Annotated in this window: 15 protein-coding genes and 1 tRNA gene; 3 read left to right on the top strand and 13 right to left on the bottom strand. The window is 65.2% G+C overall.

The genetic code is table 11. The features are described from left to right. Position 1: 1 nt before the first annotated feature. Together BRSPCE3_RS24350 and BRSPCE3_RS24355 are read right to left on the bottom strand one after the other, a co-directional pair. Positions 2-337: a DUF167 domain-containing protein gene (locus tag BRSPCE3_RS24350; RefSeq protein WP_244068822.1), complete on the bottom strand. Its 336-nt coding sequence runs from the start codon at positions 335-337 to the stop codon at positions 2-4. Between the two features lie 16 nt (positions 338-353). Next, positions 354-644, bottom strand: a complete 291-nt coding sequence (locus tag BRSPCE3_RS24355; protein ID WP_016847252.1) for a YggT family protein — start codon at positions 642-644, stop codon at positions 354-356. Positions 645-938: 294 nt separating this feature from the next. On the opposite strand from BRSPCE3_RS24355, the gene BRSPCE3_RS24360 reads away from it, so the two are divergent. Continuing rightward, positions 939-1,014 (top strand) — tRNA-Ala (locus BRSPCE3_RS24360). 129 nt (positions 1,015-1,143) lie between these two features. On the opposite strand, the gene BRSPCE3_RS24365 is transcribed toward BRSPCE3_RS24360, so the two are convergent. The 8 genes from BRSPCE3_RS24365 to BRSPCE3_RS24400 form a co-directional block, all read right to left on the bottom strand. Continuing rightward, the gene (locus BRSPCE3_RS24365) at positions 1,144-1,953 is read right to left on the bottom strand and encodes an enoyl-CoA hydratase (RefSeq protein ID WP_244068823.1); all 810 of its coding nucleotides are present in this window, start codon (positions 1,951-1,953) and stop codon (positions 1,144-1,146) included. Between the two features lie 116 nt (positions 1,954-2,069). Then, entirely contained in the window at positions 2,070-2,885 is an 816-nt protein-coding gene (locus BRSPCE3_RS24370) for a glutamine amidotransferase (protein ID WP_244068825.1), read from the bottom strand. A gap of 162 nt (positions 2,886-3,047) precedes the next feature. Further along, positions 3,048-3,827: an SDR family oxidoreductase gene (locus BRSPCE3_RS24375; protein ID WP_244068826.1), complete on the bottom strand. Its 780-nt coding sequence runs from the start codon at positions 3,825-3,827 to the stop codon at positions 3,048-3,050. Positions 3,828-4,052: 225 nt separating this feature from the next. Next, on the bottom strand, positions 4,053-4,556 hold the full coding sequence (locus tag BRSPCE3_RS24380) for a TerB family tellurite resistance protein (RefSeq protein WP_106326630.1): 504 nt from the start codon (positions 4,554-4,556) through the stop codon (positions 4,053-4,055). Between the two features lie 146 nt (positions 4,557-4,702). Then, entirely contained in the window at positions 4,703-6,112 is a 1,410-nt protein-coding gene (locus tag BRSPCE3_RS24385) for an adenylate/guanylate cyclase domain-containing protein (RefSeq protein ID WP_244068827.1), read from the bottom strand. A gap of 41 nt (positions 6,113-6,153) precedes the next feature. Beyond that, complete coding sequence (locus BRSPCE3_RS24390) at positions 6,154-7,539, bottom strand: cytochrome P450 (protein ID WP_244068828.1); 1,386 nt, start codon at positions 7,537-7,539, stop codon at positions 6,154-6,156. A gap of 84 nt (positions 7,540-7,623) precedes the next feature. Continuing rightward, positions 7,624-9,003 (bottom strand): hydrolase, encoded by a 1,380-nt coding sequence (locus BRSPCE3_RS24395; protein ID WP_244068829.1) that lies wholly within the window; start codon positions 9,001-9,003, stop codon positions 7,624-7,626. Positions 9,004-9,197: 194 nt separating this feature from the next. Further along, positions 9,198-10,397 carry a transglutaminase domain-containing protein gene (locus BRSPCE3_RS24400; protein WP_244068830.1) on the bottom strand — a complete coding sequence of 400 codons (1,200 nt, stop codon included), beginning with the start codon at positions 10,395-10,397 and terminating at the stop codon, positions 9,198-9,200. Between the two features lie 459 nt (positions 10,398-10,856). On the opposite strand from BRSPCE3_RS24400, the gene BRSPCE3_RS24405 reads away from it, so the two are divergent. Continuing rightward, positions 10,857-12,536, top strand: a complete 1,680-nt coding sequence (locus BRSPCE3_RS24405) for an MFS transporter (RefSeq protein ID WP_244068831.1) — start codon at positions 10,857-10,859, stop codon at positions 12,534-12,536. Between the two features lie 59 nt (positions 12,537-12,595). On the opposite strand, the gene BRSPCE3_RS24410 is transcribed toward BRSPCE3_RS24405, so the two are convergent. Together BRSPCE3_RS24410 and BRSPCE3_RS24415 are read right to left on the bottom strand one after the other, a co-directional pair. Then, entirely contained in the window at positions 12,596-12,811 is a 216-nt protein-coding gene (locus tag BRSPCE3_RS24410; protein WP_244068832.1) for a cysteine rich repeat-containing protein, read from the bottom strand. Between the two features lie 148 nt (positions 12,812-12,959). Then, positions 12,960-13,250, bottom strand: coding sequence for a hypothetical protein (locus BRSPCE3_RS24415; protein WP_244068833.1), 291 nt, complete (start codon positions 13,248-13,250; stop codon positions 12,960-12,962). A 219-nt stretch (positions 13,251-13,469) separates the two neighbouring features. On the opposite strand from BRSPCE3_RS24415, the gene BRSPCE3_RS24420 reads away from it, so the two are divergent. After that, positions 13,470-14,522 (top strand): polysaccharide deacetylase family protein, encoded by a 1,053-nt coding sequence (locus tag BRSPCE3_RS24420; RefSeq protein WP_244068834.1) that lies wholly within the window; start codon positions 13,470-13,472, stop codon positions 14,520-14,522. Positions 14,523-14,753: 231 nt separating this feature from the next. Here BRSPCE3_RS24420 and BRSPCE3_RS24425 read toward each other — a convergent pair whose 3' ends face one another. Further along, entirely contained in the window at positions 14,754-15,185 is a 432-nt protein-coding gene (locus BRSPCE3_RS24425; RefSeq protein WP_244068836.1) for a hypothetical protein, read from the bottom strand. Between the last annotated feature and the right edge of the window lie 68 nt (positions 15,186-15,253).

Consider the following 15,253-nt stretch of genomic DNA (forward strand, 5'->3'; position numbering starts at 1 on the left):
GTCAGTCCTTCGTCTCCTGGTTCGGCCCGGTCGCGGTCAACTTCTTCAAGGTGTCGCCAAGCTGCCTCGGATCGCCGTCGACCGCCACCTGCTTCAGCCGCGAGGTGACGCCGGACAACAGCTTCACCCTGGCCTTGGGCACGCCAAGCGCCTTGGCCAACAGCTCGGTCACCGCACGGTTGGCCTCGCCGCCCTCGGCAATGGCGCGGACCCGCACCTTCACCACCGAACGGCCGTTGGCCAGTGTCTCGATCCCGTCGATGTCGTCGCGGCCGCCGCGCGGCGTCACGCGCAAGGCGATGCTGATGCCCTCGGTGGAGTAACGCCAAGGATCCATCGGCCCTCGCGCAGGATCAGATCACGTTGGGATAGATGTAATAGGCGATCACCCGCTGGATGAACATGATGATCAGGATCACGATGATCGGCGAGATATCGAGGCCGCCGAGATTCGGCATCACGTTGCGAATCGGCCGCAGCACCGGCTCGGTGATCCGGTACAGGAACTCGGCCACCGCGGAGACGAACTGGTTGCGCGTGTTGACCACATTGAAGGCCACCAGCCAGGACAGGATGGCGGAGGCGATCAAGAGCCAGACATAGAGGTCGAGGATGATGATGACGATGTCGAGAACAGCGCGCATATGATGGGGGCTCGCGGGGTGGGACGACCGATTGAAGCGCAACGAGACCGGACTGAACCGCCAGCGCGCTTTCTTGTGTGAGCAGGATCTTTTCGGAAAGCCGCCATTTTCGCTGGCGCGGCCCGCCGGGTCCGGATCATGCTCTAAATATCGGTTCATCCCCCCGCAAACAAGGGAAGTTCCCGGCGGGACAGCCCGAAAACCGCTGTTTCAGCGTTCTTGACTTGGCCTTGGGCGGGACTGTAAATGGCGCCCGACTGACGGCCGGGATACTCAGCAACACCCGGCCGCGATGGGGCCATAGCTCAGCTGGGAGAGCGCGTCGTTCGCAATGACGAGGTCGGCGGTTCGATCCCGCCTGGCTCCACCAGCCTTCGCTCGCTTCGCGAGCTTCGGCTGGGCAAGCCCGGATAGTCCCTCGTAGCGAAGTGAGCGAAGGCTGCCTCGCCATAGCCCGAAGGGCGACGGCGGGCTGGTTCGGCAAACTCCGGCCCCCCCCTCACGTCCCCGTAAACCTCGGCGGCCGCTTCTCCACAAAGCTCGCCACACCCTCCCTGAAGTCATTGCCCCTGAGCGCGATCTGCATCTCGCGGTTGGCATCAATCGTGGCCTCCGCCAGCGTCTGGAACGGCACGTCGTAGACCTGGCGCTTGATCACCGCGATCGCGCTCGGCGAGACGAAATCGGCGAGGTCGCGGGCATAGGCATAGGTCTCCTCGCGCAGCTTCTCCGGCGCAGAGAGCCGGTTGACGAGGCCGATGCGCAACGCCTCCGCGGCCGACACGCGCCGCGCCGACATCAACAGATCGAGCGCATTGGCGTGGCCGACGATGCGCGGCAGCATCCAGCTGATGCCATGCTCGGCGATCAGGCCGCGCCGCGCGAAAGCGGTGGTGAACACCGCGCTGTCGGCGGCGAAGCGCAGATCGCAATACAGCGCGTGGACCAGGCCGATGCCGGCAGTCGCGCCATTGAGCATCGCGATCACGGGCTTCTTGATCGCGGGGTAATAGGCGTAGCGGGTCTGCCAATCGGCGCGACGGTTCATGTCGAACGGAATGTTCTCGCCGCGCCTGACCTCGTTGGGATCGATGCCCTGCAACGCTTCCATGTCGGCGCCGGCGCAGAAACCGCGGCCCGCGCCGGTCAGCACGATGACGCGAACATCGTCGTCATTGGCCGCCGTCTCCATCGCGTGGCGCACGTCGCGCTCCATGATCGCGGTCCACGCATTCATGCGGTCGGGTCGATTCAGCGTGATGGTCGCGATCCGGTCGCTGACCTCATAGAGGATGTGCTGGTAGCTCACGGCGATCTCCCTGTGCCTTGTTGTTCTTGATGCGCGTGGCGATACGGCCCGCGCGCGGCAGCCGACAGTAGCACATCCATCACAATGAAAAGGCGGCGCGAAATTCCGCGCGGCGGCTATTCCGCGGCCTGCAACATCGCCGGCTGCGGCACGCGCGCGATCCAGCCGTCGATGAAATGCTTCAGCCAGGCGCGCTCGGCGGCATCGTGCACGGCGCGCTCGGCGAAATGCTGATGACGCGGCTGCGCGCCCGGTAAATCCATCCGCACGCAACCGCGCGCGGTCCAGCGATGCATCATCGCGTAGGTCACGTCGGGATGGAATTGCAGGCCGAAGGCGTTGCCGAACCGGAACGCCTGCACCGGGAAATCATCACCCGCCGCGAGCAGGTCGGCACCTGCCGGCAATTGAAAACCCTCGCCATGCCAGTGATAGACACGCGCCGGCCAGTCCGGACACAGCACGCGACCCGCCTCCGTCGGCCTGACCGGGTAGTAGCCGACCTCGACGCGACCTTGTGGATGCGGCGCGACGTCGGCGCCAAGCTGCCGCGCCAGCATCTGCGCGCCGAGGCAGATGCCCAGGAATGGGCGTTGCTCGCGCAGCGGAACCGAAATCCAGTCGATCTCGCGCCGCACGTAGTCGTCGGGATCGTTCGCGCTCATCGGCCCGCCGAAGATCACCGCGCCGGCGTGCGCGTCGAGCGTTGCGGGCAGCGCGTCGCCGAAGCGCGGGCGGCGGATGTCGAGCGGGTAGCCGAGCGCGCGCAGTGCGTTGCCGATCCGGCCGGGAGTCGATGTCTCCTGATGCAGCACGATCAGCACCGGCCGTAGCGAGGCCTGATCCTTGACTTGATCCTTGGGCGTGACCGCGGCCGGCCTTCGGCTCGCGAAGGGCACCACGACACGGCTCTGGTCAGACCGGAACGACATTGCCTCTGCTTGAAGAATTTCGCCTCTGATTAAAGTTTCGGCACGTAAGGCACGATCATAGCTAAGTGGTCGTTAACATCGTGTGAGCTTGCGCACACCCGTGCGAAGCAAATCGCGGGCCAGAAACAGCCCTAACGGCGATGGATGGGCGCTGGAATGAAGCTAGCGCTTGCGGAGCTGAAACCCGCCGACCGCGCTCAGGATGAAGGAGCGCGGAAACAGCCGGAGCAGGAACGGCACCAGCTTGATGAAGGCGCCGGGCAGCACGGCGCGCTTGTTGGCCATCAGGCCGCGATAGGCCTGGCGGGCGACCTCGGCCGGCGCGACATTGAGAATGGCCGAATCGAATCCCGGGGCAAAGCCGGCGCGATCCTGGAACTCGGACGGCACCGGACCCGGGCAAACCACGGTGACGCGGACGCCCTTCGGCGCCAGCTCACAGCGCAACGCCTCGGAGAACGACAGCACATAGGCCTTGCTGGCGTAGTACACGGCCATGCCGGGGCCCGGCAGGAAGCCGGCGATCGAGCCGAGATTGAGGATGCCGCCGCGGTTGCGGATCAGCTGATCGGCAAAGCGCAGCGTCAGGTCGGTCAGCGCGCGGATATTGACGCTGATCATGTTGAGCTGGTCGACCCGATCGCGCTCGACAGCGAGGCCGAACAGGCCGAAACCGGCATTGTTGACGAGATATTCGACCTCGACACCGGCCTCGGTCAGCGCCTGGGCGATCTTGTCGCCCGCGTCGGTCTGCTGGAGGTCGCAGGGAATCACGATCGGCGCCGCGCCGCCCTTGGCGCCGAGCTCGTCGGCGAGTGCCTTGAGGCGATCGGCGCGCCGCGCCACCAGCGCCACGCGGTGACCATTCGATGCAAACACGCGCGCCAGTTCGGTGCCTATGCCCGCCGATGCCCCGGTTATCAGCGTCACACGCTCGGTCACGTTCAAACTCTTATTGCAAATTCTAGTGAGGTCCCCAACGGGGCGACGAGAGCATAGGCATGCGGTGGGACGCAAGCCGCGTATGGGCTTGTGGACAGTGGCGGATCGCTGATTCGGCGATGAAACGCCAGATTTTCAGTCGGATCGCCCGCAATCGCGGCGGACATTAAAGTTTCTTAAAGTTTCTTCATCCGCGACGACCTCCCGCTTGCGCCGGCGACCGTGTCAGATTGCCGCGTCCGCGGTGCCCCAGGGGCCCTTTGGCAGCGCCGCCTGCTTCTCCGCGACCCGGTGCTTGAGATCGATGCGGTCGCGCGAGGAGATGCCGAGCAGATCGGCGGCGCGCCAGACCACATTGTCCTCGAACTCGCTGACCTGGCCGTCGGCATAGACCAGCTCCCACATCATCTCGACGATGCGCAGCCGTCCCTCCTCATTCACCGAGCGCATGATCACGCTGGTAAAGTGATAGAGATCCACGGCTTCGCCCTCGACGCGCATGGCGGAGGCGATCAGCTTGTCGGCCGTGCCGGGATCGAGCTGGAAACGGCTCTCGATCAGGCTGTGCAGCTTGCGCGTCTCGGCAGGCGTCGGCTCGCCGTCCAGCGAGACGACGTGCACCAGCAGCGCGGTCGCTGCGAGGCGATAGTCGCCGTCGTCGAACGCGCGGTCGGCCTGGGCATCGGGGGAGACGATATCGGCAATGAATTGGCGGAGTCCGTCGAGCATCGCTTTCTCTGTCAATGAAGCCTGTTTGATCCGAGCATGATCTGCTCTGCTGAAATCTATATGGCGTGGAAACAGAACCGGCGCAATCCGCGCGGGTTCCCGCTGCGGCATTACGTTTCGGCAAGCATTACGTTTCAGCAATATGACTACGGTATCTCATACACCACGAGCTTGTCGGCAATGCCGCGCAGCGCCGCTTCCTTCTGGATCGGCTTGATCGCGGCGCGATCGAGAATGCCGGCGACCTCGGCCGACTCCATCACCGGCTGGGTCAGATGGATTTCCTGCGACGTCGACAGGCTCTGCACCCTGGCTGCGATATTCACGGTCTGCCCGAAATAATCCTGCCGCTCGTTGAGCGTCACCGCGAGGCATGGCCCTTCGTGGATGCCGATCTTGACGACCAGATCCTCCTTGCCGCGCTCGGTGTTGAGCTGCTGCATCGCGGCCCGCATGCGCAGGCCCGCCGACAATGCGTGCTCCGGCCGGATGAAGGTCGCCATCACGGCATCGCCGATCGTCTTCACCACAGCGCCGCGCTCGGAGGCGATGATCTCGAGCAGCGCGTGGAAATGCGCACGCACCAGATCGAATGCGGCGAGATCGCCGACCCGCTCATAGAGCGCGGTCGAGCCCTTGAGATCGGTGAACAGGAAGGTCAGCGCAGTGATCTTCAGCCGCTGGTCGACGGTGAGATTGTCGGCCTTGAACACGTCACGGAAGGTCTGGTTCGACAGCATCCGCTTCGCGGTGAGGATCGGCTTGCGCTTGCCGAGCAATTTGTGCAGCGGATCGCCCGCGACCCACACCGACGGCAGCACGCGGACGTCGGCGTGATTCTCCAGCGAGAGCCGCAGCGGCCCCGGCCGCATCGTCGAGGTGCCGGTCGGCGCATGCGACTTGTTGAACGCGATCGAGAACGTCTGACGCTCGGTGGTCGGCTCGCCCTCGACGGCGAAGAAGTGCGCCGAGTGCGTCACCGGCTCGAACACGATGACGAACTGATTGGGCAGATTGAGCGACAGGATGGCCTTTTCGCCGGGCGGCAGCTCGAGCCCCTCCAGCGTCACCTCGTTGATCAGGGTCGACACCGCGCTTTCGTCGAACTCGATCCCGGAGCTCCAGAATATCTGCCGGAAATATTCCCAGATCGGCAGCGAGTGGGGATCGTGCGCGGCGATGTGGCGGACCCGCGGACTGACGGTGAAGGCGACCTCGACCAGTTCATCGACCGAGGCCTCGTAGCCGGCGGCGCACAGCGCGCAATTATAGTCGTCATGGCGCAGCGACTTCAGCGTGGTGTGGGCGTCGAGCACGCCGCCACAGCCCGGACACAGCACGTTCCAGCTCATATCGAACAGGCCGAGCCGGGAGGCATGCAGGAAACCGGAGATCACCTTCTCCTGGTCGAGCCCGGTCCGGTTGGAGAAATCCAGGACGTTGATGCGGTTGAGCTCGCGATCATGTCCATCGACGATCAGCTGCTGCATGGCATCGACGACGGCCGGATCGGTCGTCTGTCTGAGAACTGCGAAATGGGCCTGCGTATCGCTCATGGTCAGCCCTCAAGTGAGCATTGGGACACCGCCGCGCAAGGTCAGCGCGGCTTGATCGTAAACACCGGGGAACGGTTCGGCTGGGTCGTCACCACGCCGATCGGCAGCACCGGATCCTTGTCCGCCAGTGCGACGCGGAACGCGCCGACGATCTTGGCAAGCGCGAGCGTCGCCTCGACCAGCGCAAAATGCGCACCGATGCAAACCCGCGCGCCGACCCCGAACGGCAGATAGGCGAAGCGATCGGGCGGCGTCTCGGTCATGAAGCGCTGTGGTACGAACGCATTCGGATCGCGCCACAGCTTTTCATGCCGGTGCAACAGCCACGGCGCGATCAGGATCACGTCATGCTTCCTGACCGGACGGCCCGCAATGGTGTCGGGACCGCCCGCCGCCCGCGCGATCAAGAACGCCGGCGGATAGAGCCGCATGGTTTCGTCGATCACCGCGCGGGTGAATTTCAGCCGCTCGATGTCGAGCGCGCCTGATGTCGCGACGCTCCTGACTTCTGCTGCCAGCAGTTCCTGGGTGTCGGGATCGAGCGCCAGCAGATAGAGCGCCCAGAACAGCGCGGTCGCGGTCGTCTCATGACCGGCCAGGATCATGGTCGCGACCTGGTCGCCGAGCTGGGCATCGCTGAACGCCGCGCCGGTTTCGGGATCGCGCGCATCGCCCATCAGGTCGAACAGGTCGCGCGCCGGCGCGTTGTCATCCTTGCCGGCGGCGCGGCGCTCGGCCATCAGCTGGCCGACAAACGCGGTCCAGCGCTTGCGGAAGCGGGCGCGCCGGAAATCCTGCGGCGTCGGCCAGTTCAACGGCAGCACCAAATCCAGCATGTGCGGCCGCGCCAGCGTGTCGCCATACTCCATCACGAAGTCGCGCAGCGCGGCGCCATGGCGATCCATGCCGAACGAGAACATGGTGCGGCCGGCGATCTCCAGCGTCATGCGCTGCATCACCTCGCGCAGGTCGACCGCGCCGCCGCTCGCGGACTTCAGCCTGGCGATGGTCTCGTCGACCGCTGCGATCATGTAAGGCACCAGCGTCGTCACCGCGCGCGGCGTGAACGCCGGCGCCAGGGTGCGGCGCTGATGCTTCCAGGCGCGGCCTTCGGCGATCAGCAGGCCCTCGCCCAGCATCGGGCGCAGCACGCGGAGACCGGCCGGCGTGCGGTGGTAGTTCTCGTAATTGTCGACCAGCACATGGCGGATCGCATCGGGCGTGTTGAGGATGAAGCTCGAGTGGTTGAGGAAGCGGCCCTGGACGATGTCGTCCTCATAGGCGCGCTGGCCCCAGGTCTCGATCGGCGAGTTGCGCATCACCCGCATCCGCTGGAAGGCAGTCATATCTTCGGGCGCGCGTGGCGGCGCCGGCGGGACCAGGGGACGCCGCGTGACCGTGATGTCGTAGACTTCGGCTATGCTCATGGTCCTCGCTTCCTGCCTCACGCAACGGCCGATCCGGCGATGCGATCCCGGCGCCATGAAGGGGCGCGGACCCCTCTACCAGACCTAGTAAGTCAGCTCGGCGACCGCAATCCGGTTCTCCGACGCCGGCCAGGGCCGCATCACGATGCGTTCCCCGTTGAAGATCGCGGCGACCGGGCGGCCGATCTCGGCCGCAGCGAACCGCAAAGTCGTCACGGCATCGGTCGGCACGCCGGATTTGACGTCGGCCGGCTCCTTGCCGTCGAACAGCACGATGTCGCGCGGCAGGCCGAAATAGCCACGCGGCCGCGACATCAGCACGATGGCGCCCGCCCCGGAATCGGCTGGGCCGGGCGGCCGCGCCGCACGCAGATGCACGATCTCGGAGGAGCGCGGAAACGGCGAGCGGTAGATATGCGTCGTCACCGCGCCGGGCGAGGTCAGCACGAACTCGAGCGGCCAGGACGGGTCGACCTGCGCCGGCCCCCAGCGGCCGTCAGCGCCGGTCTGTGAGCTGAGCAGCGGGCCGCCTATACGCTCCCCGGTTTCCGCCGACACATGATAGATGTCGACCGTGGCGCCCGGCACCGGCCGGTTGGTCGGCACGCCGCCGGGCGTGCCCGTGACGAGGCCGCTCAGCCGCACAGCCGTCTCCGGCGCGATCTCGATCCGCGACGGCTCATGCCCTGCGATGAACTTGTAGATCTCGCGAAAGGCGCGCGGGTGATACGCGGTCTCCCGATGATCGACCGCGCCGAGCACCAGATTGGTCGCGCCTTTCAGCGCTGGACCCTCAGCGGTGACGTTGGTCGGCGTGCCGGGCTTGCCGACGAAGCGGCCGTCGGCTTGCGCATATTTATCGAGGCCGTCGCTGCGCAAGGTCAGGAACGCGGTGCCGACAGTCACCTCGCTGTCGCCGTCGTTCAGCCCGCGCAGGAACGGACCACGGCCGTTGAACTCGTTGCCGAGCCCGTCGTCCGACGCATAGACGCCGTGATTGGGCGTGCCGCACAGCACCGCGTGGCTGATGTCAGCGCTGCCACCGTTCTTCACGTAGTTGCGGATCGCATTGCCACCGCGCGAATTCCCGACCAGCGCGATCCGCGCGGCGCCGGTCTTCTGCTTCAGTTCCTTGACCGCATCGTTGAGTTCGCGGCGCTGGTCCTCGGTCGAGGAGCGGCCGGCCTGCTCGACCTTGTCGTCGGCGCGGGCCAGCGGATCGGTGAAATTGATCGCGGCCATCCGCTCGCGCGGCACGCCATTGGATTCCATCCGCCACAGCGTCGTCAGCCAGAGCGCGGCGTGATCGCCATTACCGTGCACGAACAGGATCGGCGGGATGTCGGCGGAGCCGGCGGCGGGAGGGCGCGCGGTTGCTTGCGCCAGAGCCGGCACGGACAAATTGCGCCCGAGCAGAAAGAGGGCTCCCGCGCCCGTCAGCACCGTCCGCCGCGCCACGCCCATCTTGCGATCTCCGATCGATGTAACGGATTGGAGGGTCGCGGGCGGGCTGTCAAGCGCCAACCCGGAGGCGACAGCGGCGCCGCATCGGCGCTGGAATCAAGCCGCGGTCGAGGAAAGGTCGCCTGGAACGGCCGAAATCTCCGCCGAGAGGGCCCGACGCGGCGCAAAATTGTCACGACCGCCGGCAGATGCGCCTATTGGTCCTCGCGATCCCACTCAATGGATTGAAGGACGACATAGGCAACATCCGCATCGGACTTCAATGTCAGGGATTTCGGTTGGCGCGCCAAGAACTGATATTGATGCTGATCGCTCGAAAAATTGCGGCAAGAACCGTCCAGGCATATGCGGATCGGCTGATCGCCTTCTTGCCCTGTGCCGGCGACGTTGACCGTCACCTTGTAGTTTCCGATCGGCCCCTTGAACTTGTACGAAACGCCGATCGAGTTTCCATCGCGAACGTTATCTCCCAGAAAGTTAGGGATGGCCTGGAAGGTCTCTGTGCCGCGCTTGCTTGTTAGCGACAGGGTAATTGTTCCTTCGCCGCCGCGGATGATTGCTGCGTCGGCGTGAAGATAGCTGAAGGGATCGAACTGCCTCGTCTTTTCGTAAAAGGCGTAGGGCAGGAGTGCGCGGTTGCGCATCAGTTTGGTCCCGGAAATCGATTTGTCCAGAACCTCTTCCAATGTTCGCAACGCGAATGGCACGCCGGGAGTGCTATCGATCCAGTAGCCGCCATAGGTCGTATCGATCGGACGCCAGCCTCCATCGATCAGCACCTCTGGAATGACGTGGTTCAGTCTTTGACCCTCGTCGTTGTAATAGAATTCGACGGGGCGTGCCTTCAGGTCGGCGAGCTTCAGCAATTCGATACCGACCCACGTTTGATTGCCGCAAATTCCATGCCTTGCCTCGATGCAAAGGTCAGGATTGGTGCCGGGCTCCGCAAACGCACCATTCAGATTGAGAAACTCCCGGTCAGCAGAACTGATCAGGACAGGCACGGCCGCCGCCACCTGCGTTGCATACAGATAGGAAAAACAGGCAACCTTTGGTGCCCGCAACGCATCTTCGCGCGTCACCTTCTTGATGGCTGATTGGTCGGAGACGGGATTATTTGAAATGTTCGGGCAAACGTCGGGATAGCCGACCGTCTGCCATGTGGACAAGGCGCCCTGATAAAGCAGGCAGGCTTCGTACATCACCGGTCTTGATCGCGGGCAACTAAAATCTCCGCTTGCGATCTGATCCGCCACCAGCTCTGCGACTCGCTCCGGTTCGGACGACACCGATTGCGCGGGCTCGATGTCCCCGCTCTGTGTTGCGGAGACCCAGTGAAGTCCGATCGCAGCGATCAAAACCAAAAGTATTGAACGAAGATTGTTTAGATCCATCTCATGATCTTTTGTCGCACACGCTCCATCGGCGAAGACTCTCGTCGGCACATCTAGCGGCCTCGCTCTCGCAGCGGCAATGACCCATTTGGTCTAGGCGTGAGACACAAGATGAAACACAATGAAACGAGATGCTGGAATTGCGTTCGGATTTGCGTCGCGTGGTTTGCTTGTGATGCCAAACGTGCGTTGTTTCGCGATCGAGATTGCATTGCGCATTGATCTCGACACGGCACCTGCGCGGTCGTGTTGTCGCCGCGAACGGAACAGCTTTCGCCGATCAAACGATGGTTCGCTGCGGCAGGGAGCCGCAATCTCTGCCGGCCATCCACCGGCACTTTGCTGTGCCCTGGCCCCGCAGGAGCGCGCTAACTGCTGGACAGGACACGCGTTTCACGGGCATCAGTTGATGCTGCTGGAATCATTCAACACGCCATAGCAGGCCAACCGGAATCGGATATGACCGAACCGCGTGATCGATCAGACAGTATCGCTGCACCATTGCGGCATTCAATCTTCCGGCGCATCTGGCTCGCCAGCCTGCTCTCCAATCTCGGCATCCTGATCCAGGGCGTCGGTGCCGCCTGGGCGATGACCCAGATGACCACGGAGGCGGACAAGGTCGCGCTGGTGCAGACCGCGCTGATGCTGCCGGTGATGCTGATCGCGATGCCGGCCGGCGCCATCGCCGACATGCATGACCGCCGCATCGTGGCGCTGGTGTCGCTCATGATCGCGCTCTCCGGCGCCACCACGCTGACGGTGCTGGCCTGGCTCAATCTGGTGACGCCGAACATCCTGCTCGCGCTGTGCTTCGTGGTCGGCAGCGGCATGGCGCTGTTCGGCCCGGCCTGGCAATCCTCGGTCAGCGAGCAGGTGCCGTCGGAGACGCTGCCCGCGGCGGTCGCGCTGAACGGCATCAGCTACAACATCGCGCGCAGCTTCGGTCCTGCGATCGGCGGCATCGTGGTGGCGTCGGCGGGCGCGGTGGCGGCGTTCGCCGCCAATGCGGTGCTGTATCTGCCGCTGCTGGTCGTGCTGTTCCTGTGGCGGCGCGTCAGCGAACCGTCGCGATTGCCGCGCGAGCGGCTGAACCGCGCCATCGTCTCCGGCGTGCGCTACATCACCAATTCGCCGTCGATCAGGATCGTGCTGACCCGCACCATGGTGACCGGCATCATCGGCGGTTCGGTCTCGGCGCTGATGCCGCTGGTGGCGCGCGACCTGTTGCATGGCGGCGCGCAGACCTACGGCATCATGCTCGGCGCCTTCGGCATGGGCGCGGTGATCGGTGCCCTCAACATCAGCGAGATCCGCAGCCGGCTCAGCGGCGAGGCCGCGGTGCGAACCTGCGCGATCCTGATGGGCGTTGCGATCGCGATCGTCGCCGTGAGCAAGCAGCCGGTGATCACCGCCGCCGCGCTGGTGGTCGCCGGCGCGGTGTGGATGCTCGCGATCGCGCTGTTCAATATCGGCGTGCAGCTCTCGGCGCCACGCTGGGTCGCCGGCCGCTCGCTGGCGGCCTTTCAGGCCGCGATCGCCGGCGGCATCGCAATCGGCAGCTGGTGCTGGGGCCGCATCACGGACGTGGGCGGCGTCGAGATGGCGCTGCTGATCTCGGCCGGTCTGATGCTGCTGTCGCCGGTGCTCGGCATCTGGCTCCGGATGCCGCCGGTCGGCGCGCGCAACGAGGATGCGACCGATACGCTGGCCGATCCCGAGGTGCGGCTGCAACTGACCGGGCGCAGCGGGCCCTTGGTGGTCGAGATCGAATACCGGGTGGCGCAGGACAATGCGCGCGCCTTCCACAATGTGATGCAGGACGTGCAGCTCAGCCGCCAGCGCAACGGCGCCTATGGCTGGTCGATCGCGCGCGACATCGCCGATCCCGAATTGTGGACCGAGCGCTATCACTGCCCGACCTGGCTCGACTTCCTGCGCCAGCGCAACCGCGCCACCCAGATCGAGCGCGAGCTGCATCAGAAGGCGGCCGACTTCCACATCGGCGCCGAGCCGATCCGCGTGCGCCGGATGCTGGAGCGTCCGTTCGGCTCGGTGCGCTGGAAGGACGAGACCCCGGACCGCGCCGCCAAGGAAGTAATCCCGGTGGTCGCGACCGCGGCGGGGAGTAGTACGTAATTTCTTCCGTCATTCCGGGATGGCCCGAAGGGCCAGGCCCGGAATGACGGTGGTGGGATCTACTGCCCGTTATCGGTGAGCGTCTGCTGGCAGGCCTTGCTGAGGCGGCTGCGATGCTCCTTCAGGCAGGCCAGCACGACCTGATCGCCCTCGCTGAGATGGGCGCGGCAGAACCGCGAGGCATCGCGCGAGCAGGCATCACGCCCCTGCTGCTGCGCGGAGGCGGCCGACGCCAACAGAACCAATGGTACGACGGCGAACAGAAATCGGGTCATCTCAAAGCCTCTAAAGGAATAGGAGGCCGGTTCTATAGCGTTTCCGCGCCGCGCAGAAGCTCGAAACCGCCGACCGAACCGGCCAGTTCCGGCCCGAGGTGACCATCCGCGGACGGGTCTGCGTCTCGTGGCCGCAGGTCCGCCCGATTCACTCGGCGGCGGCCCTGCGCTGGGCGGCGAGATCGCGATCCAGCACGACGCGGCAGCCGCCGCTCAGCTGGGAGCGGTTCTTGACCATGCAGGCGGTGATTTTGGGGATGTTCGGGATCTCCGCGCTGCACAGCCGGAACGCGTCGCCGGAGCACATCTGCTGCGCCTCGGCGCTGAACGCAAGGCTCGCACGCGACGACAGCGCAGACACCGTGGCCGCAACAGCCAATGCGACACCGGCCCGGCGGACTGCGCGTCCAACAACCTCGCTTCTGAAAATGGTGGTCATGATCGGCTCCCATCGGCACCGCACATCGCGGGGCCCGTTGTTTGACGGTCCGATCCTGCACGGCTGCGAGCCTGCGCACTGTGATGGCTATCACGCCGGTATGGGGCCCGCTTTTTCTTGCCGTTCCGGCGCCTTGTTGGGATCGCGTTAAGACCTTGTTGGCATTAATCGCTCGTTACGGCGGTGGCGTATCCTTGGGTTTCGAGAGAGTGTGTAGCGATGCGTAGTGCGTTGGGCCTGATGCTGGCCAGTGTTGTAGCGGCGATCGTGATCGCCGGCGTGTGGTTCTGGACCTCCTCGCCGCGTGCCGACGCGGCTCCTCCGCAGACAATGGCAGCAAGCCAGGCCGATCCGCTTCCCGCGGCGGCCAAGCAGGCCGCCAGGGACGATGTCGAGACGACCGCCGCGCTGTCGAAGCGCGCCGATGCCACCCAGGCGGCAGCCGCGGCGCCGGCGCCGGCGCCGATGCCGGCCCCCGTCGCAGCCGGGCCGAAATGCAACAATCCAGATGGGCTCGGCGTCAGCCGTACCGTCGTGGTCGACACCACAGGCGGCCCGGGCTTCGGCTTCCTGCAGTACAAGCAGTATGACTTCCTGACCGACCATGAGGTCGTGCTGACCTTCGACGACGGTCCGTGGCCGACCACGCCTGCGGTGCTCAAGGCGCTGGCGGACGAGTGCACCAAGGCGGTGTTCTTCCCGATCGGCCTGCACACCACCTATCACCCCGACATCCTGCGCCAGGTCGCCGCCGCCGGCCACACCATCGGCGCCCACACCTGGTCGCACGCGCATCTCGCCGGCAAGAAGATCACCGAGCAGCAGGCCAAGGACGAGATCGAGAAGGGTTTTAGCGCGGTGAAGCTGGCGCTGGGTGCCAACCCCGCTCCGTTCTTCCGCTTCCCGGCGCTGGCGCACACGCCGGCGACGACCGCCTATCTCGGCACTCGCAACATCGCGATGTTCTCGGTCGACGTCGATTCCAACGACTTCAAGTCGAAGAGCGCCGACGAGGTGATCAACAACGTGATGACCAAGCTCGACAAGGAGCACAAGGGCATCATCCTGATGCACGATCTGCAGAAGCACACCGCGCAGGCACTGCCGACGCTGCTGCGCAAGCTGAAGGCCGGCGGCTACAAGGTGGTCTGGATGAAGGCCAAGACCCAGATCGAGACGCTGCCGGAATACGACGCGATGATGGCGAAGACCGAGAAGCCGATCGCAACCGGCCGGCCGATCGGCAACGTCGTGCAGACCGTCGCCGAGTAACAGCCAACGCACCCTCAACGCAAAGCGCCCCTGGATCCGGTCCGGGGGCGCTTTCGCTTTCTGAGTGGCGCCCGGTGCGGCGGCTGCCACCGAAATATCGAAAACAACCCCATGCACAGTAGCCGGCGGGTGCCGTCGCACGACAAGGCAGCTTGACCCGTCGGGCAACTCAGGGGCATTCTTCTAATATTCCGAAATACTGCGCCCTCTCCCGCGCTCAGGAACGCGTGGCTACCAGTAGATCCCGTGGCGATGCAGCGCGCTGATGATGCGGTCCTCGGTCAAGCGCCGCGCATGGCGGTGACGGCTCGACCGGTGCGCAGTCATCCGCTGCTCGCCTGCCGGCCCGGCGTCGGCCGCCGCTGACGGCTGGACGTTGGCCTGTTGCACTGGCGCCTGCTGCACGGCCGGCTGGGCCTGCGGCTGCGGTGCTGGCGCAGCAACGGGCGCGGCGCGCTCGACATATTTCGGTGCCTCCGGCGGCTTCGGTGGCGCTTCGACCGCGGGCGCCGCCGGCGCAGCCGCAGCCTTGTCCGACGCAGCGACCGCATTCGACGCCGCTGCCGGCAGCGACCCGGCCCCGCCCAATGACAGGCTTCGTTCGCCGGCCTGCGCGGATGCGGACACCAAAACCATCGCCGTGATCAGGATGAGTTTGCGCATTGTTGTGCTCCCGTTGGTGGCCGGGAGACTAGCCATGTCGCACCGGAGGCAATGTGAGCTGCTTCACG

This window comes from Bradyrhizobium sp. Ce-3 (assembly GCF_022835695.1).
Taxonomy (GTDB): domain Bacteria; phylum Pseudomonadota; class Alphaproteobacteria; order Rhizobiales; family Xanthobacteraceae; genus Bradyrhizobium.

Excerpts from the sequence above, each read along its gene's own strand:
- BRSPCE3_RS24350 (WP_244068822.1), bottom strand. The coding sequence starts at position 337 with ATGGATCCTTGGCGTTACTCCACCGAGGGCATCAGCATCGCCTTGCGC.
- BRSPCE3_RS24355 (WP_016847252.1), bottom strand. The coding sequence starts at position 644 with ATGCGCGCTGTTCTCGACATCGTCATCATCATCCTCGACCTCTATGTC.
- BRSPCE3_RS24370 (WP_244068825.1), bottom strand. The coding sequence starts at position 2,885 with ATGTCGTTCCGGTCTGACCAGAGCCGTGTCGTGGTGCCCTTCGCGAGC.
- BRSPCE3_RS24380 (WP_106326630.1), bottom strand. The coding sequence starts at position 4,556 with ATGCTCGACGGACTCCGCCAATTCATTGCCGATATCGTCTCCCCCGAT.
- BRSPCE3_RS24385 (WP_244068827.1), bottom strand. The coding sequence starts at position 6,112 with ATGAGCGATACGCAGGCCCATTTCGCAGTTCTCAGACAGACGACCGAT.
- BRSPCE3_RS24390 (WP_244068828.1), bottom strand. The coding sequence starts at position 7,539 with ATGAGCATAGCCGAAGTCTACGACATCACGGTCACGCGGCGTCCCCTG.
- BRSPCE3_RS24395 (WP_244068829.1), bottom strand. The coding sequence starts at position 9,003 with ATGGGCGTGGCGCGGCGGACGGTGCTGACGGGCGCGGGAGCCCTCTTT.
- BRSPCE3_RS24400 (WP_244068830.1), bottom strand. The coding sequence starts at position 10,397 with ATGGATCTAAACAATCTTCGTTCAATACTTTTGGTTTTGATCGCTGCG.
- BRSPCE3_RS24405 (WP_244068831.1), top strand. The coding sequence starts at position 10,857 with ATGACCGAACCGCGTGATCGATCAGACAGTATCGCTGCACCATTGCGG.
- BRSPCE3_RS24410 (WP_244068832.1), bottom strand. The coding sequence starts at position 12,811 with ATGACCCGATTTCTGTTCGCCGTCGTACCATTGGTTCTGTTGGCGTCG.
- BRSPCE3_RS24415 (WP_244068833.1), bottom strand. The coding sequence starts at position 13,250 with ATGACCACCATTTTCAGAAGCGAGGTTGTTGGACGCGCAGTCCGCCGG.
- BRSPCE3_RS24420 (WP_244068834.1), top strand. The coding sequence starts at position 13,470 with ATGCGTAGTGCGTTGGGCCTGATGCTGGCCAGTGTTGTAGCGGCGATC.
- BRSPCE3_RS24425 (WP_244068836.1), bottom strand. The coding sequence starts at position 15,185 with ATGCGCAAACTCATCCTGATCACGGCGATGGTTTTGGTGTCCGCATCC.